17 protein-coding genes are annotated in these 26,851 nt (G+C 57.8%); 12 read left to right on the forward strand and 5 right to left on the reverse strand.

Going from position 1 to position 26,851, the window contains the following annotated elements; translation table 11 throughout:
• Window positions 1-3: 3 nt before the first annotated feature.
• A complete protein-coding gene (locus K6958_RS13230; RefSeq protein ID WP_249891528.1) occupies window positions 4-1,134 on the reverse strand; it encodes a polysaccharide export protein in 1,131 nt (376 codons plus the stop codon).
• 978 nt (window positions 1,135-2,112) lie between these two features.
• Here K6958_RS13230 and K6958_RS13235 point away from each other — a divergent pair.
• Window positions 2,113-3,690 (forward strand): TerC family protein, encoded by a 1,578-nt coding sequence (locus K6958_RS13235; protein WP_249891529.1) that lies wholly within the window; start codon window positions 2,113-2,115, stop codon window positions 3,688-3,690.
• Between the two features lie 89 nt (window positions 3,691-3,779).
• On the opposite strand, the gene asmA is transcribed toward K6958_RS13235, so the two are convergent.
• The 3 genes from asmA to udk are packed head-to-tail and all read right to left on the reverse strand — an operon-like array spanning window position 3,780 to window position 6,886.
• The gene (asmA, locus tag K6958_RS13240; protein WP_249891530.1) at window positions 3,780-5,606 is read right to left on the reverse strand and encodes an outer membrane assembly protein AsmA; all 1,827 of its coding nucleotides are present in this window, start codon (window positions 5,604-5,606) and stop codon (window positions 3,780-3,782) included.
• Window positions 5,607-5,626: 20 nt separating this feature from the next.
• On the reverse strand, window positions 5,627-6,208 hold the full coding sequence (gene dcd / locus K6958_RS13245; RefSeq protein WP_085071171.1) for a dCTP deaminase: 582 nt from the start codon (window positions 6,206-6,208) through the stop codon (window positions 5,627-5,629).
• 36 nt (window positions 6,209-6,244) lie between these two features.
• Window positions 6,245-6,886: a uridine kinase gene (gene udk, locus K6958_RS13250; RefSeq protein ID WP_249891531.1), complete on the reverse strand. Its 642-nt coding sequence runs from the start codon at window positions 6,884-6,886 to the stop codon at window positions 6,245-6,247.
• A gap of 323 nt (window positions 6,887-7,209) precedes the next feature.
• On the opposite strand from udk, the gene K6958_RS13255 reads away from it, so the two are divergent.
• The 4 genes from K6958_RS13255 to K6958_RS13270 all read left to right on the forward strand — a co-directional run bounded on the left by K6958_RS13255 (window position 7,210) and on the right by K6958_RS13270 (window position 12,829).
• Window positions 7,210-7,851, forward strand: a complete 642-nt coding sequence (locus K6958_RS13255) for a phosphatase PAP2 family protein (RefSeq protein ID WP_249891532.1) — start codon at window positions 7,210-7,212, stop codon at window positions 7,849-7,851.
• A 112-nt stretch (window positions 7,852-7,963) separates the two neighbouring features.
• Complete coding sequence (locus K6958_RS13260; RefSeq protein WP_249891533.1) at window positions 7,964-10,939, forward strand: diguanylate cyclase domain-containing protein; 2,976 nt, start codon at window positions 7,964-7,966, stop codon at window positions 10,937-10,939.
• Window positions 10,940-11,038: 99 nt separating this feature from the next.
• The gene (gene yegD, locus K6958_RS13265) at window positions 11,039-12,391 is read left to right on the forward strand and encodes a molecular chaperone (RefSeq protein ID WP_249891534.1); all 1,353 of its coding nucleotides are present in this window, start codon (window positions 11,039-11,041) and stop codon (window positions 12,389-12,391) included.
• Window positions 12,392-12,559: 168 nt separating this feature from the next.
• Window positions 12,560-12,829 carry a hypothetical protein gene (locus K6958_RS13270; protein WP_249891535.1) on the forward strand — a complete coding sequence of 90 codons (270 nt, stop codon included), beginning with the start codon at window positions 12,560-12,562 and terminating at the stop codon, window positions 12,827-12,829.
• Window positions 12,830-12,903: 74 nt separating this feature from the next.
• Here the strand turns inward: K6958_RS13270 and K6958_RS13275 are convergent, their stop codons facing one another.
• The gene (locus K6958_RS13275; RefSeq protein ID WP_249894689.1) at window positions 12,904-13,866 is read right to left on the reverse strand and encodes an aldo/keto reductase; all 963 of its coding nucleotides are present in this window, start codon (window positions 13,864-13,866) and stop codon (window positions 12,904-12,906) included.
• 269 nt (window positions 13,867-14,135) lie between these two features.
• Here K6958_RS13275 and K6958_RS13280 point away from each other — a divergent pair, with 269 nt between their 5' ends.
• The 7 genes from K6958_RS13280 (at window position 14,136) to trhP (ending at window position 26,595) form a co-directional block, all read left to right on the forward strand.
• Window positions 14,136-15,368 (forward strand): MdtA/MuxA family multidrug efflux RND transporter periplasmic adaptor subunit, encoded by a 1,233-nt coding sequence (locus K6958_RS13280; protein ID WP_249891537.1) that lies wholly within the window; start codon window positions 14,136-14,138, stop codon window positions 15,366-15,368.
• Entirely contained in the window at window positions 15,368-18,490 is a 3,123-nt protein-coding gene (locus K6958_RS13285; RefSeq protein WP_249891538.1) for an MdtB/MuxB family multidrug efflux RND transporter permease subunit, read from the forward strand. The genes K6958_RS13280 and K6958_RS13285 overlap by 1 nt, the downstream gene beginning before the upstream one ends.
• Complete coding sequence (mdtC, locus tag K6958_RS13290) at window positions 18,487-21,555, forward strand: multidrug efflux RND transporter permease subunit MdtC (RefSeq protein WP_249891539.1); 3,069 nt, start codon at window positions 18,487-18,489, stop codon at window positions 21,553-21,555. The genes K6958_RS13285 and mdtC overlap by 4 nt, the downstream gene beginning before the upstream one ends.
• A 36-nt stretch (window positions 21,556-21,591) precedes the next feature.
• The gene (gene mdtD, locus K6958_RS13295; RefSeq protein WP_249891540.1) at window positions 21,592-23,004 is read left to right on the forward strand and encodes a multidrug transporter subunit MdtD; all 1,413 of its coding nucleotides are present in this window, start codon (window positions 21,592-21,594) and stop codon (window positions 23,002-23,004) included.
• On the forward strand, window positions 23,004-24,386 hold the full coding sequence (gene baeS, locus K6958_RS13300; RefSeq protein ID WP_249891541.1) for an envelope stress sensor histidine kinase BaeS: 1,383 nt from the start codon (window positions 23,004-23,006) through the stop codon (window positions 24,384-24,386). The genes mdtD and baeS overlap by 1 nt, the downstream gene beginning before the upstream one ends.
• A gap of 10 nt (window positions 24,387-24,396) precedes the next feature.
• A complete protein-coding gene (gene baeR / locus K6958_RS13305) occupies window positions 24,397-25,101 on the forward strand; it encodes an envelope stress response regulator BaeR (protein ID WP_249891542.1) in 705 nt (234 codons plus the stop codon).
• A gap of 111 nt (window positions 25,102-25,212) precedes the next feature.
• On the forward strand, window positions 25,213-26,595 hold the full coding sequence (gene trhP, locus K6958_RS13310) for a prephenate-dependent tRNA uridine(34) hydroxylase TrhP (RefSeq protein WP_249891543.1): 1,383 nt from the start codon (window positions 25,213-25,215) through the stop codon (window positions 26,593-26,595).
• Window positions 26,596-26,851: the final 256 nt, after the last annotated feature.

Here is a 26,851-nt window from a genome sequence, read left to right on the forward strand (position 1 = left end):
TCATCACCAGTTTTTGATATCATGCGCTGAATCAATGCTGTAACGAACGCTGTTGACGGTAGGCAGCAGCTGGTTGATCACGCGGTTCCAGCGGGTAAGCGGCGTTGCGGTCACGTAGACAATGTCATACGGCTGTAGCTGGAATTCGGTACCCAGCACCATCGCGGTGGCGTCAGAGGTATTCAACTGATAGATATTAGCGATCTTGCCGCCCTGCTCGCGGTTCGGACGAATAACAAACACGCCGGTGGCGTTAGAGACATCCTGATTCAAACCTTCAGCATTGCCTAACGCTTCCGTCAGGGTCATGCCGCTGCGATCCATTTTCAGGGTCTGCTGGCGGGTTACTTCGCCCATCACGAACACTTTCAACTCGTCATTACGCGGCACATACAGAATATCGCCCGGATAAAGCAGACGGTTCTGCGTCAGGTCGCCGTTTTGCATCAGCGCCTGCAGAGAGATACGCTGCTCACGACCATTGTGGGTCAGAATCACGTTACGCCAGTCGGCGTCTGCGGTCATGCCGCCTGCGGCGTTAACTGCATCCAGCACGGTCAATGGGATATTGGTGATTTCCTGTTTGCCGGAAGTGCCGACTTCACCGGTAACGTACACTTTTTGCGAACGGAAGGCGGCGATATTGACATCTACCTGCGGGCTTTCAATGTAACTGGCCAGGCGGCTTTGTAATTCGCTGCGTACCTGCTGGATGGTTTTCCCGGCAACTTTTACCTTACCGATATAGGGATAATAAATGGTGCCGTCTGAATGCACCCAGTTACCGGTGTCGCTGGCGCTGCGGTACTGGCCGGCTGGGGTGGTCAGCTCCGGGTGATCCCAAACGGTTACGCTCAGCACATCGCCCACGCCGATACGGTACTCATAGTTAGCGATTTCCTGGTCAAGCAGCGGGTTCGGCTGTGCGACGATAGGTTTACGACGCAACTGCTCTACCAGCATAGGAGTGAGAGGGAACACATTGACCATTTTATCGATGTCGTAGTCAGCGTCCTGCTGCTTAATAACATCTTTACCGCCGGTGGAGACATTTTGCCCTGGGACTACAGTACAGCCACTGATAAGTGAGATTGACACCAGTAACGGAGCCAACTTTAGTTTCGTTTTCATCATTGAATTATCATCACTATTGCTGATTTATTGTCTAAAGCGGTGTGTGTCGCCGCAAAAAAAAGTTCATGAATAAACGTCAATTCACGACCAATCTGCCCTAACTATTGCTGTTCCGTCATGAGATGTTTGCCCCTCGTTTTATGCATAAATGTCCCTGCTGCGGCAGCCGCTCCGTCAACGCCCGGTAAAAACGGATGCGGCCCGCTCTCCTGCAGTTCGAATTAATGGCCAGCGTGCTGACCGTATCGGTATTAATTCTTCCTGAAATCCCGGCAGTAGGGCCTGAATCAGGTTTTATGATGGCTTACGCTATTCTGTCGTATTTATTTAGCATTAGTCTTAAAACAACAGAAATTTATAAATTACTCTTGACGGGCATATTTACATCTGTTCGCCAGAGTTTAAGCACGCTACCGCCCCTGGCTTTCAGCTACCAATGCTGTTAAATCAGAAACAGTGCTATTTGAGGCGCAGGGATCGGTTAGCTTTTATAGGATTGATAAAGCCTGTGAGATTGCTCTTTTCTCAGAGCGCAGCAAATGAGCCGCATCAATTATCTCGGTCCGATCACATAAGTTATGGCTAGATTTTTATACTATTGACTGGTTGTGACAAGCACAGGAAAGCAGATCCATAGCACTTTCAGAATAAGACTAAAGAATATAAAAAATAAACCTTGAAATTCAGCATGTTAATCCGCAAGCGCCTTTCTTTTTTTTCCAGATAATTCCGGCTTGATAATAACTTTTATTACATAACGCAAACAGACGACGTTTATTTATCCAGCAGATGTTAATAAGCCGCCCTCCCGCTGACCAGCAAAATCCCAATAAGCTTGCGCGTGAATATATGCGTAATGGCCGCAGAATAAGGCTTACGCTTTTTTTATTTAGGATTTATCTCAGGTAATATTGCGTTTTGATTATTCAGATTCCATCATCTGTCAGGTAAATAAACAATAAAAGGTGAAAACAGGGTATGGAATGGATCGCAGATCCGTCAATCTGGGCCGGGCTGGTAACGTTAATTGTGCTGGAGCTGGTCCTGGGCATCGATAATTTGATTTTTATTGCCATTCTGGCGGAAAAACTGCCGGCGGCGCAGCGCGATCGCGCCAGAGTGACCGGGCTGCTGCTGGCGCTGCTGATGCGCATGGTGTTGCTGACCTCGATCGCCTGGTTAACCGGGCTAACGCGCCCGCTGTTTACGCTGTTCACCCACTCCTTCAGCGCCCGCGATCTGATCATGCTGGTTGGCGGGCTGTTTCTGCTGTTTAAGGCCACGATGGAGTTAAACGAGCGGCTGGAAGGCGGCGATAGCGACGATAAACCGCAAAAACGCGGCGCGCGTTTCTGGCCGGTGGTGGCGCAAATCGTGGTGCTGGATGCGGTATTCTCGCTGGATGCGGTGATCACCGCCGTTGGAATGGTAGATCACCTGTTGGTGATGATGGCGGCGGTGGCTATCGCTATCTGTTTGATGATCCTTGCCAGCAAGCCGTTAACCCGCTTTGTTAACGGGCATCCGACAATAGTCATTCTCTGCCTGAGTTTCCTGCTGATGATCGGCTTTAGCCTGATTGCTGAAGGGTTCGGCTTCCATATTCCTAAAGGCTATCTGTATGCGGCCATCGGCTTCTCTATCTTAATTGAATGCCTTAATCAGCTATCGCAGTTTAATCGTCGACGCTTTCTCTCATCGACCATACCGCTGCGTAAGCGTACCGCCGAAGCGGTGCTGCATCTGCTGCGCGGTCAGCACGCCGAGGCGGAGCTGGATGCGGAAACCGCCTCGCTGGTGGGCGATGCCGCCGAGCAGAATGCGGTGTTTAATAAGCAGGAGCGCCAGATGATCGTGCGGGTTATGGGCATGGCGCAACGCAGCGTCAGCAGTATCATGACCTCCCGCCACGATATCGATCATATTGATTTGAGCGACAGCCCGGCAGAGATCATGGCGCAGCTGGACCGTAACCAGCACACCAGGATATTGATTACCGAAAACGGCAGCGAACCGCTTGGCGTAGTGCATATTATCGATCTGCTGCATCAGTCTTTGCATCATGACTCTCTCGATCTGCGCGCCTTGATCCGCCAGCCGTTGATTTTCCCGGAACAGCTTACGCTGCTGACGGCGCTGGAGCAGTTCCGCAGCGCACGCACTCATTTTGCTTTTGTGGTGGATGAATTTGGTTCGGTAGAAGGAGTAGTGACCCTGAGCGACGTAATGGAAACTATCGCCGGTAACTTACCTAATGAAAGCGAAGAGCTGGACGCCCGCTACGATATTCGTCAGAAAGAGGACGGCAGCTGGATAGCCAACGGTCATATGCCGTTGGAAGATTTGGTGATGTATATCGAACTGCCGCTCAATGAGAAGCGCGATTATCACACCATTGCCGGTCTGCTGATGGATCAGCTACAGCATATTCCCCAGGCTGGCGAAGAGCTGCAGCTGGGTGACTGGCTTATCCGCACGCTTGAGGTGGAAAGCCACCGCGTGCATAAAGTGCAAATTATCCCGCTGTATCAGCGCGAGCCGGATTACGAAACCTAAACGCAGCGCCAGGGACCGTAAAAGCAACCTCAGGGCGCGCAAAACAACAGCAAAAGCGTGCAGCCTCACGTGCCCTGAAGAGAAGAGGATTAATGCGGCGCAACTGATGGCGCCGCATTTTTCTGATTACGCTGCGACCACTGATCCAGACGCGATTTAATTTCGCCTTCCAGCTTCTGGCGCAGCAGCTGATCCACCTGCAGATTGTATTGCAGATTATCCCAACCGCCGTAAATATGCAGCGGAACCGCCGTCTGCTGCAGTGTGGCGACCAGCGCGTTATCTCCTTTCCAGCCGCGGGTAACCTGCACGCCAAAGTTGATATCGCACTGGCGGCGCAGTATATCAATCTCGCCCGTGCCGCCCAGCTGGAAGCCGGAAGCCGCACCCTGCAGGTTTTTAAGCGCAATAAGGCCCTTATTCAGGGTGGTCTGCGCCTGCAACTTATCAAGGCGGGTTTCGTTACTGTTGCCCGTCTCATCGCCGCTGCTGACCTTATCGCTGCTACGGGCTACGGCCCGCTGTACCAGCTGCTGAAAATTCATGCCGATAATGCGTGCTGACGCCAGCTCCACTGCGGCATCGCCGCGCCAGCGTCGGTGAAAATCCTCAACGCTCAGCCCTTCACCGCCCAGTTTGCCGGTTAAGCTTAGCTGCCCGTCCAGCGTGGGCGGTAAAGCGAAAGCCTGCAGCAGCGGCGCCAGGGAGATATTTTGCAGCACCGGCTGTAGCGCCACCTCTACCGCCTGCTGACGCAGATTTAACGTACCCGGTAACGAGAAGCTGCCCTCCCCTACCCGACCGCTCAGCTTGTTGAGCGCGATTTGCCCCTGCTGATTTTGCGCATCCAGCGCCACCTGCTGCATATCCATCCCATGCCAGCGCAGCGTCTCGACCTGAAGTTTCAGCGCCGCGCTCAGGCTGCTGAGCGGATTATCAAGGTAATTGACCGGCTCGGCGATCACCGGAGATCGGCTGCCGGTCGCCGGCGCCGTCGCCGCTGAAGAGGTGATAGTTTGCGCATTAAGGCCGGCAAGGGCATCCAAGTCCAGATGCGGCGAGCGCATATCGATGGTAACCGCCGGCGCGTTGCCGAGCTTGCCGCTGATGGCGCCGTTCAGCTGGCTGTTGCCCAACGTCAGAGCCACGTTTCGCAGCGAAAAGCGCTGGCTGTCATCCAGCCATTCCGCCTGCAGGCTGCCTGTACCCTGCAATCCTGCCGTCGGCAGACCCGGTCCCTGTAACTGCCAGTTCAGCGATTTTACCGTGCCGTTCACGCGCTGCGGGTAATCCGCCACGTTCATGTCGCCCTCCAGCGCCAGCTGTAGCTCGCGCTGATCGCGGCTAACCCGCGTCGCCAGCGATAGCGTCGCCTCGCGGCGGCTGTCCTGCGTCAGAGAGAGGTTAAGATCGCGAAAGTTAATCTCTTCGCCCTGCGGCTGCTGCCAGATCAGCAGGCTGTCGGCCACCTCAAGATTATTGATATCGAAGGTCCAGCCTCTGACGGGTTCTGGTGGCGTTGAGTCCGTCGGACCGACCGGCGCATCGGCAGGCCGCTGAGCTTTGCTTTCCGGCGTCAGGCGGATCACCGCGTTTTTCAGCATCACCTGCTTCACGCTAAGCTGGTGCGATAATAAAGGAAGGAGATGAACATCAAGCCGCATATTTTCGGCCATCACCATCGGCTGCTGCGCGCCGGGCGCAGTCACCGACATGCGGCCGGCGAGGATGCTAAGCTGTGGCCAGACGTGCCAGCGCAAATCGCCCTCCAGGCGCAGTTGATAGCCGCTACGCTGCTCAACCTGCTGTACCATGTAGTTGCGAAAATCATTGGGGTTAACCAACAGCACCAGCGCCGTCATGCCCGCCACAATTACGACGAATAAAATAGCCAGCGTGGTAATTAATCGTCTCATCACATCCCCTGTTCAGGCAGTTAGTCTTTATCAATCCGACTGGCGTCCGCGCCCTGCTGCCCTTTATATTTAGCATCTTCACGCCGGTTATACGGGCGGGCGGCGGGGCCGGACAGCGGTTCAAAGCTTAGCGCACCAATCAGCATACCAGGGCGCAAGGCCAACGGCAGCTTACCTGAATTATAGAACTCCAGCACGATTCGGCCCTGCCAGCCGGGATCGATACGGTGCGCGGTCACGTGTACCATCAGGCCCAGACGCGCCAGTGACGAACGGCCATCAAGCCAGCCGACCAGATCGTCAGGCAGCGTCACCGACTCCAGGGTCACGGCCAGCGCCAGTTCGCCCGGATGCAGATAAAACGCCTCGCCTTCCGGCAGCACGATTTCATCGCTCATCACGCGATCGAGCGCGGCGCTGACCTCATGTTTCGGGCCGCTTAAATCGATAAAGGCTGCGGTATGGCCACGGAAGGTACGAAACTGATTGCCCAGACGCACATCCACGGTGGCGCCGTTAATACGCTCCACCGGCGGACGCGGCGTAATCGCCAGCTTGCCGTTATCCAGCCAGGCTTCAATATCGCGGTCGCATAATCTCATCGCCGTTTACTCCTTTTTCTTCGCGTACTGACGGGCTTACTCAAAGAACTGGTTGATTTTCGCTTTCAGAATATCGATGGCGATGCGGTTTTTACCGCCGCGCGGCACAATAATATCGGCATATTGCTTGGAGGGTTCGATAAACTGCAGAAACATTGGGCGCACGGTTTTTTGATACTGCGCCATCACCGAATCCATCGAACGGCCGCGCTCGTTAACATCGCGCTTCATGCGACGCATCAGGCAGATATCCAGCGGCGTATCGACAAAGATCGAGAAGTTCATCTCTTCGCGCAGGCGCGCGTCGGTTAACAGCAGGATCCCTTCAAGAATGATCACCTTTTTCGGCTTCAGATGAATGGTTTCCTGGGTACGGGTGTGTTCAACGTAGCTGTAAACCGGCAGTTCAATATGCTGGCCCGCTTTCAGGGCCTGAAGATGGTGCAGCAGCAAATCATGATCCATCGCGCTGGGATGGTCATAGTTGGTTTTAATCCGCTCTTCCATAGTGAGGTGGCTTTGGTCTTTGTAATAACTGTCTTCAGGAATCACGCCGATATGCTCATCGCCAACCTGCTCGCGAATTTCACGATACAGCGTGCTGGCAATTAAACTTTTTCCTGATGCGGATGCGCCTGCGATACCTACAATGACGCATTGATGGGACTTGTCAGTCATAAAATTAAAGACCTGATAACTGTGTGACGTGGCGCCAGGCGATATCGAAACATCATCCTTAGCGTTCAGTCAGATATTGAGAGGATTAACTGGCGGCAATTATAGGGAGATCGCCGGTTTGATGCCAGAAAAAAGCGGCCTGCGCGCTGCTGGGCGCCGAAGCGCTGCGCGGAATGCCTGCTTTTCAGACTTTCTCCTTTGGCGCGGCCGCATTTCACCGATAAACTGCTGTCTGCGATCCAGCTCTCACTTTTCGTGGCAGCGTAGCGACGCCCCTTTCCGCCCGCGGGCGAAAGGCATACTCATAAACAGAAAGGTTGGCTATGTCCTGGAGAACGATTACCTATTTTGGCGACAGCATGTTGCTGATCCCCACAGCAATCCTTATCGCTCTGATCCTGCCGTGGAAAAGCAGCGACCGGCGCACGTTCTGGCTTTGGCTGCTGGCGTTTGGCCTGGCGGGTCTGGTCGTCAGCGTGTCGAAGATCCTGTTTATGGGATTTGGCATCGGCAGCGCCCGCTTTAACTTTACCGGATTCAGCGGGCACAGCGCGCTGTCGGCCACCCTTTGGCCGGTATTGATGTGGCTCTTGTCTGGCCGTTTGCCCGCGTTCTGGCGCGGCGTAGCGGTCACCATCGGCTATATGGTGCCGCTGCTGGTCGGCGCGTCACGCCTGGTGCTGCTGGCGCATTCCAAAAGCGAAGTCGCCAGCGGCCTGCTGCTGGGCTTTACGCTCAGCACGCTGTTCCTGATCCACCAGCGTCATACGCAACTGAAAGGCTTTTCTCTGAAGCAGGCAAGCGCCGCGCTGGTAGTGCCGCTGGTTATTATCAGCCACGGTCGCATCGCCCCAACGCAAAACCTGCTGGCGCATTTTTCCGCCGGCATCGCCGGGCTGGAAAAACCCTGGACGCGAGCGGATCTGCTAAAACAGCGGCAGCCAGGCTATCAATCATTTGAATAAGAGGGGTATTGTTGCGGTTGCCAACGGGTCGGCTTTACCATCCTGTGCTAGCATCTCCACAGTGATATAACGCCTGTGCATGTGCTTACAGGCAGGTTAGCCGGACCCGTGGATGACAACCAATACCCTTTCGCCCGCGCATAACATCTTCGCTGCTGTCAGGCCCGCTTTGCTGCTGGGCCTGTTCTGCTTTATCGCCTCGCTGTTTTGCCTGGCGCTGATGGCGATCGACAATCATCTTTCCCCCATCTGGTACGCCTCGGCGATCATGACGGCGGTGATATTCCGCCGCCGTGGCCAACAGATGACACTGCTGCTACTGGCCTGTATGGTTGGTACGCTATGCGCCAACCTGGCTGTTTTTGGCCCGCGCTGGCCGCTGTTCTCTTTCGTTTTTATCAATTCGCTGCAAAGCCTGCTGGGCGGCTATCTCCTGCGCATACTGCTTAAACCGAAAACGGCGCTCGATTCGCTGAGCAGCTGGTGGAAAATGGTCGTTGCGGCGAGCCTGCTGGCGCCGTTAGCCAGCGGCATAATGGCGCTCTGCTGGGCGCACTTTTCTGGCGGCGCGCCGAGCCTGCGCTTTTTCTCAACCTGGGTCTTGTCGGAAGTGATCGGTACGCTGGCGCTGCTCCCGCTTTGCCTGCTGTGGCAGCCGCGCTACCTGCGTTTGCAGGCACGGCAAGGCCAATTTATGGTGACGCTAATCACCCTGGCGGCGTCCTTATTACTCTGCTTTGTGGCGCTGCGTTTTCTGCCCTGGCCCTTTACTTTCGTTATGGTGATCCTGTTTTGGGTAGCGGTACGCCTGCCGCGCCTGGACGCCTTTCTGGTATTTTTCGCCAACGTTTCGCTGATATCGCTGCTGCTGGCGCTCCATTTGATCGATCTGCGCGCGGTTAGTCTCGCGTTTACCCTAACCGCGCCCTGGCTTCCTCTGCTGCTGATTTTGATCCCGAGCCATATCATGACCATGGTAATGCACGCCTTCCGCGAGGAAAAAAAGCACATCCGCGCCAGTGAAGAGATCAACCGACGGCTGATGGAGCGCATTACGCTGGCCAACGAAGCGGGCGGCATCGGCGTCTGGGAGTGGGACGTCATACGCAATGAGATGAACTGGGATCGGCGCATGTTCGCTATTTACGAACTGGCGCCGAGCGTTGAGCCTACCTATCCGTTTTGGCTCAGCCGCCTGCTGCCGGAAGATCGCCCCCTCGCTCAGGAGGCGGTACGGCGCGCGCTGGAGGATAATATCCCCTTTAGCCTGGAGTGCCGGATCAATACCCGCCACGGCCTGCGCTATATTCGCACCCAGGCGGAGAGCCTGCGTAATGCCGACGGGCAGATAGCGCGCCTGCTGGGCATTAATCAGGACATAACCGAGCTGCGCCTGCTGACCGAAGCGCTATACCGTGAAAAAGAGCAGATGCTCATCACCCTGGATGCCATCGGCGAAGCGGTCATCAGTACCGACGAAGAGATGCGCGTAACCTTTATGAACCCGGTCGCCGAGGAGATGAGCGGCTGGACGCAGGAGCAGGCAGCAGGAAAACCGCTCGGCGATATTTTACGCATCACCCACGGCGTTTACGGTCCGCAGATAGAGAATATTCTACGCTGTGCGCTTCCCGGCGTCGTGACCGATCCCGATAGCGATCTGGTGCTGCATAACGCTGCGGGCGAGCATTTTGCTGTTGAGTACAGCCTGACGCCGCTGAAAACGCAGAGCGGGAAAAATATCGGCAACGTGATGGTCATGCAGGATGTAAGCGAATCACGTGAAATGCTGAAACGTCTGCACTACAGCGCCTCTCACGATACGCTAACGCGATTACCGAATCGGGCCAGCTTTGAACATCAGCTCAAGCGGCTGCTGCTCTCCGCCAGCGAACGGCAACAACAGCACGTGCTGGCATTTATCGATCTCGACCGCTTTAAGGCGGTCAATGACAGCGCCGGGCACGCGGCAGGTGATGCGTTGCTCATTGAGGTAGCCGAATTGATGAGGCACCGGTTGCGCAGCAACGATTTTCTGGCCCGTCTCGGCGGCGATGAGTTCGGCCTGCTGCTGACCGACTGTGAAATGAACGCCGCCCGGCAGGTGGTGCAGAGCATCGTCACCGCGATTAACGATTACCGCTTTTTATGGGAAAGCAAACTGCACCGCATCGGGGCCAGCGCCGGGCTAACGTCAGTTAACCGCGATAACTGTCAGAGCAGCGAAGTCCTGGCGCAGGCGGATCTCGCCTGTTACCACGCCAAGCATAATGGCCGCGGACAGCTATCGGTGTATGAAACCCGCCTGCAGCGCGCGCCGCAGGCTGAACTTTCGCCGGAAGAGCAGGCGCGGATCATCGATACGCCGCCGCGCTGGCAGGCCTGGGCAGTTTCCACGCCGAACAAAACGCAGTCGGCTAATTTTCATCTTTTGCAGCCCCGCCTGATCAACGCGCAGGGACATGAAACCGATGTCGCCGATTTCCGCGCCACGTTACAGGATGAAACGCTGCGCCTGATGCTGGATCAGCGGTTAATTGAGAGTTTCTTTGCCCTTTACGCGCCGGGCATTGCCCGTAAAGGCTTAAATGTAGTATTGCCGCTGGCGGTCGAAAGCCAGCTGAATACGGCGTGGCAGAAAACGCTGTTTAGCCATCTCGACGCCAGCACGCTGCGCGACGACTCGCTGATTATCAGTCTGGAAACCCGTATGCTGTTGCAGCATAGCGAGGCTTTGCATTCTGTGCTGCTGCGCCTGCGCCAACAGGGCTGCCGCATCCTGCTGCGCGATTTCGGCCGCAACCTGGAGGCCTTTGAGCAGATCCCGCATGAGCAGATCGATTTTATCCAGCTGGCGCCCGATCTTACCGCCAACGTACATTTTAACCTGATGGATGAGATGCTGGTTTCGATTATTCAGGGGCAGGCGCAGCGGCTGCATATCACTACCGTCGCTGGGCCGGTTGATCTGTCGATGACGCTGGCGACGCTGGCCGGCATCGGCATCGATGCCGCCTGGGGCGAGGCGGTTAACGGCTGCGAGCCGCTGAGCATCCTGCTGGAAAACGGCTTTTTCGCTATCAAATAGGTGCCCGTCGTCACGCAGGCGATGCGCAACGCGCGAAACATTTGCCAGCCCCGATCGGCTCGGGTAAAGTCACCCCCTTTTTTCTCAAGGGGAGTCTTTATGTTTATCGGTTTTGATTACGGAACGGCCAACTGTTCCGTGGCGGTGGTGGAAAATGGCGCGCCGCGGCTGCTTAAACTGGAAAAGGATTCTCCTTATCTGCCCTCTATGCTGTGCGGACCGACGCGCGAAGCGATCAGCGAATGGCTGTTCCGCCATCATCAGGTGCCGACGCCGGAAGCGGAAAATCAGGCGCTGCTGCGCCGCGCGATCGCCTTTAACCGCGAGGAAGATATCGAGGTGACGCCTGGCAGCGTGCACTTTGGCCTTGATGCGCTGGCACAGTATATGACCGACTCAGAAGAAGTCTGGTTTGTTAAATCGCCGAAATCCTTTCTTGGCGCCAGCGGCCTGAAGCCGCAGCAGATCGCGCTGTTTGAAGATCTGGTTTGCGCCATGATGCTGCATATTCGTCAAACCGCCGAGCAACAGCTGGAGAATACTATCGATCAGGCGGTGATTGGGCGTCCGGTTAACTTTCAGGGGCTGGGCGGCGAAGAGGCCAACCAGCAGGCGCAGGGCATTCTGGCGCGCGCCGCCAGCCGCGCCGGCTTTCGCGATGTGATCTTTCAGTTTGAGCCGGTGGCGGCGGGACTCGACTTCGAAGCCACGCTGCAGGAAGAAAAACGGGTGCTGGTGGTGGATATCGGCGGCGGTACCACCGACTGCAGTATGCTGTTGATGGGCCCGCAGTGGCATAACCGCGCCGATCGCACCAGCAGCCTGCTGGGCCACAGCGGCTGTCGCGTCGGCGGTAACGATTTGGATATCGCGCTGGCCTATAAAGAGCTGATGCCGCTGCTGGGACTGGGCGGAGAAACGCAAAAAGGCACCGCCCTGCCCGCCCTGCCCTGGTGGAACGCGGTGGCGATCAACGATGTGCCGGCGCAAAGCGATTTTTATTCGGCCGCCTGCCGCAAGCTGCTGCAGGATTTAATCCGCGATGCGCGCCAGCCGGAAAAAGTGCAGCGCCTGCTGAAAGTCTGGCAGCAGCGTCTCAGCTATCGACTGGTACGGGCGGCGGAAGAGAGCAAAATCGCGCTCTCCGATCGGACGGAAACCAGCGCCGCGCTGGCGTTTATCGAGGCCGGGCTCAGCACCGAGATCGGCAGCAAAGGGCTGGAAGCGGCCATTGCCGCGCCGCTGGATCGCATTCAGGAACAGGTCAGACTGGCGCTGGAAACCAGCGGCACCACGCCGGATGTTATCTACCTGACCGGCGGCAGCGCTCGCTCTCCGCTGTTACGCCAGGCGCTGCAGCAGCAACTGCCGACCATCCCGCTCGCTTCCGGCGATGATTTCGGCTCGGTCACCGCCGGGCTGGCCCGTTGGGCGCAAATCATGTTCGCCTGACGCCGCCTCCGGGTTAATCCGCCAGGGTTAACCCGGCTTCTCTCTCCTGACTCTTCAGCGCGGCTTAAGCTGGCGGCATCGCCGCTGCGGGTTGGCCATAACGCTTCATAACAATTAACGCTTTTTATCCACAAGCGCATGTTAGCATTTCAGCCCCGTGATCAAACTATGGATAGGGTTATCGTGAGCCTGTGGAGTTTCTCTTTTCAACAGTATCTCGCTTTCGCGCTGCTGCTGGTTTTACTGTACCGCTATACCGGGATGATGGTATGTCTGGCGCTGATGGCAGTGGGAATTGCATTATGGCGCGTCTGTTATGGCGAAGCCTTGCCGGCGCTGCTGATTCTGTTGCTGATCGGTAGTGCGTTAGGGATGCTACTTTTTTACGCGGAGCGCTATCGTACAACACGCAAGACCCCGCGCCTTTACGCTGAATGATGAACTGGCATAAGGAGTAAACCATAAAAAAGCGCCCGCAGGCGCCTTTTGTCGGACTGTTTTGTCGGGCTGGCTTAATACTGGCTGGCCTGAGTGATTTTCTCCACTTCATCCAGATTCAACCGCAGCTGCGCCGCTTTCACCAGCTCATTCAGCTGCTCCAGCGAAGTGGCGCTCACAATGGGCGCGGTAATGCCCGGACGCACAATCTGCCAGGCCAGCGCAACCTGCGTCGGCGTAATGCCGCGCGCCTGCGATACGTCATCCAGCGCCTGCAGAATCCGCAGGCCGCGCTCGTTAAGGTATTTATCTACCACGCCCTGTCCGCGCTTACTCTTGCTGGCATCTTCCGGGCGACGATATTTGCCGCTTAAAAAACCGCTGGCCAGCGAATAGTAGTTGATCACGCCAAGGCCATTTTCCGTGGCAACCTGTTCCAGACCGCTTTCATACTCCTGCCGATCGTAGAGGTTATACTCCGGCTGCAGGGTTTCATAACGCGCCAGGCCATTCTCTTCACTCACCTTCAACGCCTGACGCAGGCGATCCGCAGAGTAATTAGAGGCACCGATCGCGCGCACCTTACCCTCTTTAATCAGATCGTCGAACGCTTTTAACGTCTCTTCCAGCGGGGTTTGATCGTCATCGCGATGCGCCTGGTAGAGATCGATATAGTCGGTTTGCAGACGACGCAGGGAATCTTCTACCGCCTGACGAATATATTTCGCCGACAGCCCGGTTTTTTCCGGCGACAGTTCCATACCGACTTTGGTAGCCAACACGATTTTGTCGCGTTTGCCGGTTTTCTTCAGCCAGTTGCCAATGATGGTTTCCGATTCTCCCCCTTTGTTGCCCGGCGCCCAGCGTGAATAAACATCAGCGGTATCAATGAACCACAGCCCTTTTTCCACCAAAGCATCCAGCAGAGAGAAAGAGGTTTCCTGGTCCACGGTCCAGCCAAAAACGTTGCCGCCAAAGGTAAGCGTAGGAACTTCAATGCCGCTGTGCCCAAGCTGACGGGTTTCAATCTGGTTCATCATTGTTCTCCTGAATTAATGTATTGCCAACCTGTTGATGAGCGTAGCAAACATCTGTGCTTCTGTATCGGTTTCTGATGCCCTGCTCCTGTTTGTCTCATCCGGCAAGATCGCGGATACTTACGACAGCCTTACGGGCACCTTACAGTTATTCTTAATTCCTTCATTTTTTTGCCCTGTTTGCTACATACACTGGTTTACTCTGCGGGGAGTGGCTTATCGCCCCGCCTGGGACCCCTGATTACACTGCCGGAGAGCAATAAACAGCAATGAATGCCTCACGCTCTAACACTAAAAAAATCCTGTTATTGATTCTTATCGCGCTGGTCGCCGTTGCCGGTTATTTTTTCTGGCCGAAAGGTGATGGCGATGGCGCCACCTCTTCTTCTCAACAGCAGCAGCGCGGCAAGGGCGGCCGACGTAATATGCCGCTGGCGCCGGTACAGGCCGCCACCGCGCAGACGCAAAGCGTACCGCAATATTTTTCCGGTCTGGGCACCGTTACCGCCGCCAATACGGTCACGGTGCGTAGCCGCGTCGACGGCCAACTGATGGCGATTCATTTTCAGGAAGGGCAACAGGTGGAAGCGGGCCAGCTGCTGGCGGAAATCGATCCGCGTCCTTATCAGGTGGCGCTGGCGCAGGCGCAGGGGCAACTGGCGCGCGATAAGGCGACGCTGGCTAACGCCCAGCGCGATCTGGCGCGCTATCAGAAGCTGGCGCAGACCCATCTGGTCTCGCAGCAGGAGCTGGATACGCAGCGCTCGCTGGTGAGTGAAACCCAGGGCACCATCAAGGCGGATGAAGCCAGCGTTGCCAGCGCCGAGCTGAATCTGACCTACAGCCGTATTACCGCGCCGATTGCCGGACGCGTCGGCCTGAAGCAGGTGGATATCGGCAACTATATTACCAGCGGCGATACCACCGGCCTGGTGGTGCTAACGCAAACCCATCCGATCGATGTGCTGTTCAGCCTGCCGGAAAATACCATCCAGGCGATTTTGCAGGCGCAAAAAGCGGGCCAGCCGCTGCTGGTAGAGGCCTGGGACCGCAGCAACAGCACCCTGTTGACGCAGGGCGATCTGCTGAGCCTGGATAACCAGATTGATACCACTACCGGCACCATCAAGCTGAAGGCCCGCTTCAGCAATGAAGACGATCGTCTGTTTCCCAATCAGTTTGTTAATGCGCGCCTGAAGGTGGATACGCTGCATGACGCGGTAGTGATCCCGGTCGCCGCGTTACAGATGGGCAGCGAAGGCAATTTTGTCTGGGTGGTCAACAGTGAGAATAAAGTGAGTAAGAAAAGCGTTAAGGCGGGCCTGCAGGATAGCGAAAAAGTAGTGATTAGCGCCGGGCTGAATGCCGGCGAACGCGTGGTGACCGACGGGCTGGATCGTCTGACCGAAGGAGCGGCGGTTGACGTTGTCGCGCCGCAGTCCACGCCGCTAACCAGCGATAAAGCGACCCAGCCCGCGCGCGCTAAAGGAGATCGCGCCTGATGCAGGTTTTACCTCCTAACGCCACCGGCGGCCCGTCCCGCCACTTTATTCTGCGCCCGGTCGCCACCACGCTGTTAATGGTCGCGATTTTGCTGGCTGGTATTTTAGGCTACCGCTTTCTGCCGGTTTCCGCGCTGCCGGAGGTGGATTACCCCACCATCCAGGTGGTGACGCTCTATCCCGGCGCCAGCCCCGATGTGGTCACCTCAGCGATCACCGCGCCGCTGGAGCGCCAGTTTGGTCAGATGTCCGGCCTGCAGCAGATGTCGTCGCAGAGTTCAGGCGGCGCTTCGGTCGTCACCTTGCAGTTCCAGCTGACGCTGCCGCTGGATGTCGCCGAGCAGGAAGTGCAGGCGGCGATTAACTCCGCCACCAACCTGCTGCCGAGCGATTTACCTAATCCGCCGGTGTACAGTAAGGTCAATCCGGCCGATCCGCCGATTATGACGCTGGCGGTGACCACCACCAGTATGCCGATGACCCAGGTGCAGGATATGGTGGAAACCCGCATCGCTCAGAAAATATCTCAGGTGAGCGGCGTGGGACTGGTGACGCTGTCGGGCGGACAGCGTCCGGCGGTGCGCGTAAAAATAAATGCGCCGGCGCTGGCAGCGCTCGGGCTGGATAGTGAAACGGTGCGCACCGCGATCGCCAACGCCAACGTTAACTCGGCGAAAGGCAGCCTCGACGGGCCGGAGCGCTCGATTACCCTGTCCGCCAACGACCAGATGCAATCGGCGGAAGATTATCGTCAGTTGATTGTCGCCTGGAGCAATAACGCGCCGGTGCGGCTGGGCGATATCGCTACCGTGGAACAGGGCGCGGAAAACAGCTGGCTTGGCGCGTGGGCCAATCGCCAACAGGCGATTGTGCTTAACGTCCAGCGCCAGCCGGGCGCCAATATCATCGACACCGCCGACAATATCCGCAGCTTGTTACCGGCGCTAACCGCCTCGCTGCCGAAATCGGTTGACGTTAAACTACTGTCAGACCGTACCACCAATATTCGTGCCTCGGTGCATGATGTGCAGCTGGAACTGCTGCTGGCGCTGGCGCTGGTGGTGATGATTATCTATCTGTTTCTGCGTAACGTTCCCGCCACCATTATCCCGGCGGTTGCGGTGCCGCTGTCATTGATCGGTACGTTCGCGGTGCTCTATCTGCTGGGCTTCTCGGTCAATAACCTGACGCTGATGGCGCTCACCATCGCTACCGGCTTTGTGGTGGACGATGCGATAGTGGTGATCGAGAACATCTCCCGCTATATCGAGCAGGGGGAAAAACCGTTGGCCGCCACGCTAAAAGGGGCCGGCGAGATCGGTTTTACCATCATCTCCCTCACCTTCTCGCTGATCGCGGTACTGATCCCGCTGCTGTTTATGGGCGATATCGTCGGGCGGCTGTTTCGCGAATTTGCCGTCACGCTGGCGGTAGCGATACTGATCTCCGCTATCGTTTCGCTGACGCTGACGCCGATGATGTGCGCACGCATGCTCAATGCGGAATCGCTGCGGCGCCAGAACCGCTTTTCCCGCGCCAGCGAAGCGATGTTCGAGCGCATCATCGCCGTTTACGGCCGCTTTCTTACCCGGGTGTTAAATCATCCGTGGATCACGCTGAGCGTGGCATTGGGCACGCTGGTGCTGACGCTACTGCTGTGGGTGCTGATCCCGAAAGGCTTCTTCCCGCTGCAGGATAACGGCATTATTCAGGGCACGCTGCAGGCGCCGCAAAGCGTCTCTTACGCCAGCATGGCGCAGCGCACGCGCGATGTCGCCTCGATTATTGAGCGCGATCCGGCAGTACAGAGCGTCACCTCGTTTGTCGGCGTCGACGGCACCAACCCGGCGCTGAACAGCGCGCGCGTGCAGATTAACCTGAAGCCGCTGGATGAGCGTGACGATCGTATCCCGGCGGTGGTGGAACGTTTGCAAAGCGCGGTGGCACGCGTGCCGGGCGTAACGCTCTGGCTGCAACCGGTGCAGGATTTAACCATCGATACCCAGTTGAGCCGCACACAGTATCAGTTTACGCTGCAAACCGGCTCGCTGACGTCGCTGAGCCAGTGGGTGCCGCAGCTGTTGGCGCGCCTGCGTACGCTGCCGCAGCTGAAAGATGTCAGCAGCGACTGGCAGGATCAGGGGCTGGAGGCGTATGTCAACGTCGACCGCGACAGCGCCAGCCGCCTCGGCATCAGCATGAGCGATATTGATAACGCGTTGTATAACGCGTTCGGTCAGCGCCTGATCTCCACTATCTATACCCAGGCCAATCAGTATCGCGTGGTGCTGGAACAGGATACGCAAAACGCGCCGGGCCTGCAGGCGCTGGAGGCGATCCGCATCGCCACCAGCGACGGCGGCGCGGTGCCGCTCAGCACGATCGCCCGGGTGGAACAGCAGCACGGCGCGCTGACGATCAACCATCTCGATCAGTTCCCCTCCACCACTTTTTCGTTCAATCTCAACGAGGGCTATTCGCTGGGCGAAGCGGTAGAGGCGATCGGCGCGGCGGAAAAAGAGCTGGCGATGCCGTCAGAGATCATGACCCGTTTCCAGGGCAGCACGCTGGCGTTCCAGGCGGCGCTGGGCAGCACGGTATGGCTGATTGTGGCCGCTATCGTGGCAATGTATATCGTGCTCGGCGTGCTGTATGAGAGCTTTATTCATCCGATCACCATCCTTTCCACCCTGCCTACCGCCGGCGTTGGGGCGCTGCTGGCGCTGATGTTGAGCGGTCACGAACTGGATGTGATCGCTATTATCGGCATTATTCTGCTGATCGGCATCGTGAAGAAAAACGCCATCATGATGATTGACTTCGCGCTCGCCGCCGAACGCGAACAGGGCAAAACGCCCTATGAAGCGATCTATCAGGCCTGCCTGCTGCGCTTCCGTCCGATTCTGATGACCACGCTGGCGGCGCTGCTCGGCGCGCTGCCGCTGATGCTGAGCACCGGCGTCGGCGCGGAGCTGCGTCGGCCGCTCGGTATTGCGATGGTCGGCGGGCTGATCCTGAGCCAGGTGCTAACGCTGTTTACCACGCCGGTGATTTACCTGCTGTTCGATCGGCTGGCGCACGCTACGCGTCGTCGTTTCCAGCGCGGGGAGGCGCAGTCGTGAAGTTTTTTGCGCTGTTTATCTACCGCCCGGTCGCTACCTGTCTGCTGACGCTGGCGATTGCGCCGGTCGGCATTCTCGGCTTTCGTCTGCTGCCGGTCTCGCCGCTGCCGCAGGTGGATTTTCCAGTAATTATGATCAGCGCCTCGCTGCCGGGCGCCTCGCCGGAAACCATGGCTTCTTCAGTGGCGACGCCGCTGGAGCGCTCGCTGGGGCGTATCGCCGGCGTTAGCGAAATGACTTCCACCAGCTCGCTGGGCAGTACGCGCATCATTATGGTGTTCGATTACGATCGCGATATTAACGGCGCGGCGCGTGATGTGCAGGCGGCGATTAACGCGGCGCAAAGCCTACTGCCCAGCGGCATGCCTGGCCGTCCGAGTTGGCGTAAGGCGAACCCTTCCGACGCGCCGATCATGATTATGACGCTGACCTCCGACGACTGGACGCCCGGCCAGATGTATGACTACGCCTCAACGCAGCTGGCGCAAAAACTGGCGCAGATTGAAGGGGTCGGCGACGTGACCGTGGGCGGCAGTTCGCTGCCGGCGGTGCGGGTGCAGCTGAATCCACAGGCGCTGTTTAATCAGGGCGTCTCTTTGGATGCGGTACGCCAGGCGATTGCCGACGCCAACGTGCGCCGTCCGCAGGGCGCGGTGGAAAATAACGGTCAGCGCTGGCAGCTCAGAACCAATGATGAGCTGAAAACCGCGGCGGAATATCAGCCGCTGGTGGTGCATTATAATAACGGCGCGGCGGTGCGTCTGGCGGATGTCGCCACGGTAACTGACTCGGTGCAGGATGTGCGCAACGCCGGGATGACCAACGCCAAACCGGCGGTGCTGCTGGTGATCCGCAAAACCGCGGAGGCCAACGTGATCGAAACCGTCGATCGCATTCGCGCTGAACTGCCGGAGCTGCATGAAGTGATCCCCGCCGCCATCCATCTGGCGGTGGCGCAGGATCGATCGCCCACTATTCGCGCCTCGCTGGAAGAGGTCGAGCAATCGCTGGTGATTGCCGTGGCACTGGTGATTCTGGTGGTGTTCCTGTTCCTGCGCTCCGGGCGCGCCACCCTGATCCCGGCAGTAGCGGTGCCGGTCTCGCTGATTGGCACCTTTGCCGCCATGTACCTGTGCGGATTCAGCCTCAATAACCTGTCGCTGATGGCGCTGACCATCGCCACCGGCTTTGTGGTGGATGACGCCATCGTCGTGCTGGAGAATATCTCCCGCCATATCGAAGCGGGAATGAAACCGCTGCAGGCGGCGCTGCAGGGCGTACGCGAAGTGGGCTTTACCGTACTGTCGATGAGTATCTCGCTGGTGGCGGTGTTTATTCCACTGCTGCTGATGGGCGGACTGGTGGGACGGCTGTTCCGCGAATTTGCCGTTACTCTGTCGGTGGCGATAATGATCTCGCTGGTGATCTCCATTACCCTGACGCCGATGATGTGCGCCTGGCTGTTAACAGCGCAACGTCCCGGCAGCCAGCCGCGCAGCAGCGGCTTTAACCGCCTGCTGCTGGGGCTACAGCGCGGCTATGGTCGTTCGCTGCACTGGGTGCTGGAGCGGGCGCGCTGGGCGCTGCTGGCGCTGCTGGCCACCATCGGCCTGACGATTTATCTCTATATCACTATCCCGAAAACCTTCTTCCCGGAGCAGGATACCGGTCGTCTGATGGGCTTTATTTCCGCCGATCAGAGCATCTCCTTCCAGGCGATGCGCGGCAAGCTGGCCGACTTTATGCAGATTATTCGCCAGGATCCGGCGGTGGATAACGTTACCGGTTTTACCGGCGGGTCGCGCACTAACAGCGGGTCGATGTTTATCTCGCTGAAGCCGCTCTCTGAGCGCAGCGAAAGCGCCCAGCAGGTGATCGCCCGACTGCGCGTTAAGCTGGCGAAAGAGCCGGGCGCCAGCCTGTTTCTGATGCCGGTACAGGATATTCGCGTCGGCGGCCGTGAGGCCAACGCCAGCTATCAGTATACGCTGCTGTCGGATAACTTAAGCGATCTGCGCAGCTGGGAACCGAAAATTCGCGCGGCCTTCAGCAAGCTGCCGGAGCTGGCCGACGTCAGTTCCGATCAGCAGGACAAAGGCGCAGAGATGGCGCTGACCTACGATCGCCAAAGTATGGCGCGGCTGGGCATCGATGTTTCCGACGCTAACGCTCTGCTGAATAACGCCTTTGGTCAGCGGCAGATATCGACCATTTATCAACCCCTTAATCAGTACAAAGTGGTGATGGAGGTGGATCCGCGCTATACCCAGGATATCAGCGCTTTGGATCAGATGTTTTTAGTGAACAGCGACGGCAAGCCGATTCCGCTGTCGTGGTTCGCCCGCTGGCAGCCGGCCAATGCGCCGCTCTCGGTGAACCATCAGGGGCTGTCAGCGGCCTCGACCATCGCCTTTAACCTGCCGGAGGGCGTCTCGCTGTCGCAGGCGTCAGAAGCGATTGAACGCACCATCACGGCGCTGGGCGTGCCTTCCAGCGTACGCGGCAGCTTCGCCGGCACCGCTCAGGTGTTTAAAGAGACGCAGAACAGCCAGCTGTGGCTAATCGTCGCGGCTATCGCCACCGTCTATATTGTGTTAGGGATGCTGTATGAGAGCTATGTGCATCCGTTGACGATTCTCTCTACGCTGCCTTCAGCGGGCGTCGGCGCGCTGCTGGCGCTGGAGCTTTTCGGCGCGCCTTTCAGCCTGATCGCGCTGATCGGCATTATGCTGCTGATCGGTATCGTGAAGAAGAACGCCATTATGATGGTGGACTTTGCGCTGGAGGCGCAGCGCAACGGCAATATGAGCGCGCGCGAGGCGATTTTCGAGGCGTCGCTGCTGCGCTTTCGTCCGATCCTGATGACCACGCTGGCCGCCTTGCTGGGCGCGCTGCCGCTGGTGCTGACCAGCGGCGACGGCGCGGAACTGCGTCAGCCGTTGGGCATTACTATTGTCGGCGGCCTGGTGATGAGCCAGCTGCTCACGTTGTATACCACCCCGGTGGTTTATCTCTATATGGACAAGCTGCGCCGACGGAAAAAAACGCTGGCGGTCGTCGGTTAAGCGGCCGCCGGGCTTAACGCATAACAGAGGCGAACTATGAAGAATGCGCAATCTGCATCGGTACGCTGGCAACTGTGGATCGTTGCCATTGGCTTTTTTATGCAGACGCTGGACACCACCATTGTTAACACCGCCCTGCCTTCAATGGCGCGTGATTTGGGCGTCGATCCGCTGCAGATGCATTCGGTTGTGGTTTCCTATGTGCTGACGGTGGCGGTTACGCTGCCGCTTAGCGGCTGGCTGGCGGACCGCTTCGGCGTACGCAATATCTTTTTCGCCGCTATCGTGCTGTTTAGCCTCGGGTCATTGTTTTGCGCGCTGGCAGGCACGCTGAATCAGCTGGTGCTGGCGCGCGTGCTGCAGGGCTTCGGCGGCGCGATGCTGGTACCGGTGGGTCGCCTGACGGTAATGAAAATCGTGCCGCGCGAGCAATATATGGCGGCGATGACCTTTGTCACGCTGCCGGGGCAGATAGGCCCGCTGGTCGGCCCGGCGCTGGGCGGCGTGCTGGTGGAATACGCCAGCTGGCACTGGATTTTTCTGATCAATCTGCCGGTCGGTATTTTGGGCGCAGCGGCAACCATCATGCTCATGCCGAACTACTCCATGCAGACGCGCCGCTTCGACTTCTCCGGTTTTCTGCTGCTGGCGGCGGGCATGGCGACGCTGACGCTGGCGCTGGATGGCCAGCACGGCTCCGGCAATTCGCCGCTGGCGCTAGGGCTGCTGATCCTCGCAGGGGTTTTCTCGCTGCTGTTTTATCTGATGCATGCGCGGGCCAATGATAATGCGCTATTCAGCCTGAAGCTGTTCGACAACCGTACCTACTCTATCGGCCTGATCGGCAGTCTGACCGGACGTATCGGCAGCGGGATGCTGCCGTTTTTGACGCCGCTGTTTTTACAGCTGGGTCTTGGCTACAGCCCGTTTCACGCCGGCCTGATGATGATCCCGATGGTGCTGGGCAACATGGGCATGAAGCGCATCGTGGTACAGATCGTTAACCGCTTCGGCTATCGTCGCGTACTGGTCGGCTCAACCTTAGCGCTGGCGATCGTGGTGCTACTGTTCCCGCTGGTGGCGCTGATGGGCTGGATCTGGGCGCTGCCGATCGTGCTGTTTTTCCAGGGGATGGTGAACGCCATTCGCTTCTCCTCGATGAATACGCTGACGTTAAAAGAGCTGCCGGATAATCTCGCCTCCAGCGGCAACAGCCTGCTATCAATGATTATGCAGCTGGCGATGAGTATCGGCGTGACCCTTGCCGGCCTGCTGCTGGGCGCGTTTGGCCATCACGCCGCGATCGACAGCGAAATGGCGCATGAAACCTTTATCTACACCTGGCTGTGCGTGGCGCTGGTGATCGCACTACCAGCGCTGGTTTTCTGGCGCGTACCAAAAGAATCCAGTAAAAATGTGGCGCTGAGCCGCGGGAGAAAGTCGCGTTAATGAGTAAACTGCGTTTTGGCATCAGCGCAAAGCTGTTTTGCGCTATTTTTTCCACCTGCATGCTGGTGTTGATCACCATGCACTGGGGCGTTCGCCTCAGCTTCGAGCATGGTTTTATTGATTACATTAAGCGCGGCAATGAACAGCGTTTGACGCTGCTGAGCGAAGCGCTGGCGGATCAATATGAGCAGCACGGCAACTGGGAGTTTTTGCGCAACAATAACCGGCTGGTGTTTTCTATTCTGCGCTCGCTGGAACAAAATCCCGATACCAATAACAATCTGCCGCCGCACGGCTGGCGCACGCAATTCTGGATTATCGACCAACGCTACCATGTGCTGATCGGCCCGCATTCGCCGGTGCCGCAGGAGGGGATCCGGCGCGCCATCACCACCGATAACGGGCATATTGTCGGCTGGGTGATTGGTTCGCCGCCGGAGCGCCTGACGCGCAGCGCCGACATTAATTTCGATCAGCAGCAGCGGCGCACCAGCTGGCTGATTGTCGGGCTGTCAACGCTGCTGGCGGCGGCGGTCACCTGGCTGATGTCGCGCGGGCTGCTGGCGCCGGTGAAACGCCTGGTGGCGGGCACTCACCAGCTGGCGGCAGGCCATTTCACCAGCCGGGTGGCGGTAAGCAGTCAGGATGAACTGGGGCGGCTGGCGCAGGATTTTAACCGCCTTGCCAGCTCGCTGGAAAAAAATGAAAGCATGCGCCGCGCCTTTATGGCGGATATCTCTCATGAGCTGCGCACGCCGCTGGCGATTCTGCGCGGCGAGCTGGAGGCGATGCAGGATGGCGTGCGTAAGTTGACGCCTGAGGCAGTCAGCTCGCTGCTGATGGAGGTCGGTACGCTTACCAAGCTGGTCGATGATTTACATCAGCTGTCGCTGTCGGATGAGGGCGCCCTCGCCTACCGCAAAAGCCCCACCGATCTGGCGGCGCTGCTGGAACTGGTCGCCGGCACCTTTCGCGCCCGCTACGCCAGTCATCCGCTGGCGCTGGCGCTGGCGCTGCCGGAGCAGGCGCCTTTTTTCGGCGATCCCGATCGGCTGATTCAGCTGTTCACCAATCTGCTGGAAAACAGCCTGCGCTACACCGATCCGGGCGGCACGGTAAAAATGACGCTGCAAAGCACGGCGGATCGCTGGCAGCTGCTGATTGACGACTCCGCGCCGGGCGTCGCTGACGCGCAGCGCGAGCAAATATTTGAGCGTTTCTACCGTACCGAAGGCTCACGCAATCGCGCCAGCGGTGGCTCTGGTCTGGGCCTGGCGATCTGTCGCAATATTGTCGAAGCGCATGGCGGGACAATGTCTGCGGATCACTCTGATTTAGGTGGGCTGCAAATCAGAGTAGAATTGCCGCATGACAAACTGTGAATAGCCCGCCATGACTGAATTTACTATGCCCCTTATCCTGATCGTGGAAGATGAGCCGAAGATCGCGCAGCTGATGATCGATTATCTGCAGGCGGCTAACTACCGCACCCACCATTTGGCACGCGGCGATGAAGTGCTGGCGTTTGTGAAGCAGACGCCGCCCAACCTGATCCTGCTGGATTTGATGCTGCCCGGACTGGATGGCCTCTCCGTCTGCCGTGAGCTGCGCCGCTTCTCCGATCTGCCGATTGTGATGGTCACCGCCAAAATCGAAGAGATCGACCGGCTACTGGGGCTGGAGATCGGCGCGGATGATTATATCTGCAAGCCCTTCAGCCCGCGTGAAGTGGTGGCGCGCGTCAAAACCATCCTGCGCCGCTGCCAGCGCGCGCCGGAAGAGGCCGCCTCACCCTCGCCGCTGGTAGTGGATGAAACCCGTTTCCAGGCCAGCTGGGCGGGAAAAGCACTGGATCTGACGCCCGCCGAGTTTCGCCTGCTAAAAACGCTGGCGCAGGAGCCGGGCAAAGTCTTTTCGCGCGAGCAGCTGCTTAATCATCTGTATGACGATTATCGTGTGGTGACCGACCGCACCATTGACAGCCATATCAAAAATCTGCGGCGCAAGCTGGAAGCGCTGGATGCCGACCAGCCCTTTATTCGCGCCGTCTACGGCATGGGCTATCGCTGGGAAGCGGATGAGTGTCGCTTGATCTAGCGCAATTTACATCGCTGCGTCAGCCGCTTAGAATTTCACACCCTTTAACGGGCCAGCCCTGGCTGCTGTGCCCGTCCGCAATATCTGACCTGACATCAGACTGAGACTATTATGTTTAAACCGGAACTCCTCTCTCCGGCCGGTACGCTGAAAAACATGCGTTACGCCTTCGCCTATGGCGCAGACGCCGTGTATGCCGGCCAGCCGCGCTACAGCCTGCGCGTGCGCAACAACGAATTTAACCATCAGAATCTGGCGCTGGGCATTCAGGAAGCGCATGCGCTGGGCAAAAAGTTTTATGTGGTGGTGAATATCGCCCCGCATAACGCCAAGCTGAAAACCTTTATCCGCGATCTGCAGCCGGTGATTGATATGCAGCCGGACGCGCTGATTATGTCCGACCCCGGCCTGATTATGATGGTGCGCGAAGCTTTCCCGGCGATGCCGATTCACCTCTCGGTGCAGGCCAATGCGGTTAACTGGGCGACGGTGAAGTTCTGGCAGCAGATGGGGCTGACGCGCGTGATCCTGTCACGCGAGCTGTCGCTGGAAGAGATTGAGGAGATCCGTCAACAGGTGCCGGAAATGGAGCTGGAGATTTTCGTGCACGGCGCGCTCTGCATGGCCTACTCCGGACGCTGCCTGCTCTCCGGCTATATCAACAAGCGCGATCCCAATCAGGGAACCTGCACCAACGCCTGCCGCTGGGAATATAAGGTTCAGGAAGGGAAAGAGGATGAGATCGGCAATATCGTGCATCAGTATGAGCCGATTCCGGTGCAGGATGTCACGCCGACGCTCGGTGCCGGCCAGCCGACCGATAAAGTGTTTATGATCGAAGAGGCGATGCGCCCCGGCGAGTATATGACCGCCTTCGAGGATGAGCACGGCACCTATATTATGAACTCTAAAGATCTGCGCGCCGTGGCGCACGTCGAGCGCCTGACGCGTATGGGCGTGCACTCGCTGAAGATCGAAGGCCGGACCAAGTCATTTTACTACTGCGCCCGCACCGCGCAGGTTTACCGTCGCGCTATCGATGACGCCGCCGCCGGCAAGCCGTTCGATCCGACGCTGCTGGCCACGCTGGAAGGGCTGGCGCACCGCGGCTATACCGAAGGATTCCTGCGCCGCCATACCCATGACAGCTATCAAAACTATGATTACGGCTATTCGATCTCAGACCGTCAACAGTTTGTCGGCGAGTTTACCGGTGAGCGGCGCGGCGATCTGGCGCAGGTAGACGTCAAGAACAAGTTTTCCCTCGGCGACAGCCTGGAGCTGATGACCCCGGCCGGCAACCTGCACTTTACCCTGACGGCGCTGGAAAACCAGAAAGGCCAGCCGGTGGAAGTGGCCCCCGGCAATGGTCATCTTGTCTGGCTGCCGGTGCCGGCCGATTTGGATCTGAATTATGCCCTGCTGATGCGCAATCTTAACGGCACCACGACGCGTAATCCGCATGCGGAAACCCGCGCCGCCAGCGCAAATTAATGACCTGCCGTAACAGATTTTAGAATTTGATCACATTAGCCGGCGCGGTTTGTCGCTAACATCGCGCTTGCTAAAACGAGCAAAAAGAAACGGCAGTCTATACCAGGAACCACCTCATTCGCCCGCCCGGCTCCCCCGCGCGGGTTTTTCTTTGCGTGTTGCTCCTAAAGCCCACCTGAGCGCGCGGTTTTTCCCCCTCTTCTGTGCTATAAAAACACTCTGACCAAAAGGCGTGAGCAACCTCAACGCGTGGGGC

Origin of the sequence: Mixta hanseatica, from assembly GCF_023517775.1 — a bacterium.
Taxonomy (GTDB): Bacteria; Pseudomonadota; Gammaproteobacteria; order Enterobacterales; family Enterobacteriaceae; genus Mixta; species Mixta hanseatica.

What these genes read in the sequence shown, in the direction of transcription:
- udk (WP_249891531.1), bottom strand. Translation starts at nt 6,886, where the DNA reads ATGACTGACAAGTCCCATCAATGCGTCATTGTAGGTATCGCAGGCGCA.
- K6958_RS13230 (WP_249891528.1), bottom strand. Translation starts at nt 1,134, where the DNA reads ATGATGAAAACGAAACTAAAGTTGGCTCCGTTACTGGTGTCAATCTCA.
- K6958_RS13285 (WP_249891538.1), top strand. Translation starts at nt 15,368, where the DNA reads ATGCAGGTTTTACCTCCTAACGCCACCGGCGGCCCGTCCCGCCACTTT.
- baeS (WP_249891541.1), top strand. Translation starts at nt 23,004, where the DNA reads ATGAGTAAACTGCGTTTTGGCATCAGCGCAAAGCTGTTTTGCGCTATT.
- asmA (WP_249891530.1), bottom strand. Translation starts at nt 5,606, where the DNA reads ATGAGACGATTAATTACCACGCTGGCTATTTTATTCGTCGTAATTGTG.
- trhP (WP_249891543.1), top strand. Translation starts at nt 25,213, where the DNA reads ATGTTTAAACCGGAACTCCTCTCTCCGGCCGGTACGCTGAAAAACATG.
- dcd (WP_085071171.1), bottom strand. Translation starts at nt 6,208, where the DNA reads ATGAGATTATGCGACCGCGATATTGAAGCCTGGCTGGATAACGGCAAG.
- mdtD (WP_249891540.1), top strand. Translation starts at nt 21,592, where the DNA reads ATGAAGAATGCGCAATCTGCATCGGTACGCTGGCAACTGTGGATCGTT.
- K6958_RS13280 (WP_249891537.1), top strand. Translation starts at nt 14,136, where the DNA reads ATGAATGCCTCACGCTCTAACACTAAAAAAATCCTGTTATTGATTCTT.
- yegD (WP_249891534.1), top strand. Translation starts at nt 11,039, where the DNA reads ATGTTTATCGGTTTTGATTACGGAACGGCCAACTGTTCCGTGGCGGTG.
- K6958_RS13260 (WP_249891533.1), top strand. Translation starts at nt 7,964, where the DNA reads ATGACAACCAATACCCTTTCGCCCGCGCATAACATCTTCGCTGCTGTC.
- baeR (WP_249891542.1), top strand. Translation starts at nt 24,397, where the DNA reads ATGACTGAATTTACTATGCCCCTTATCCTGATCGTGGAAGATGAGCCG.
- K6958_RS13255 (WP_249891532.1), top strand. Translation starts at nt 7,210, where the DNA reads ATGTCCTGGAGAACGATTACCTATTTTGGCGACAGCATGTTGCTGATC.
- K6958_RS13270 (WP_249891535.1), top strand. Translation starts at nt 12,560, where the DNA reads ATGGATAGGGTTATCGTGAGCCTGTGGAGTTTCTCTTTTCAACAGTAT.
- K6958_RS13275 (WP_249894689.1), bottom strand. Translation starts at nt 13,866, where the DNA reads ATGAACCAGATTGAAACCCGTCAGCTTGGGCACAGCGGCATTGAAGTT.
- K6958_RS13235 (WP_249891529.1), top strand. Translation starts at nt 2,113, where the DNA reads ATGGAATGGATCGCAGATCCGTCAATCTGGGCCGGGCTGGTAACGTTA.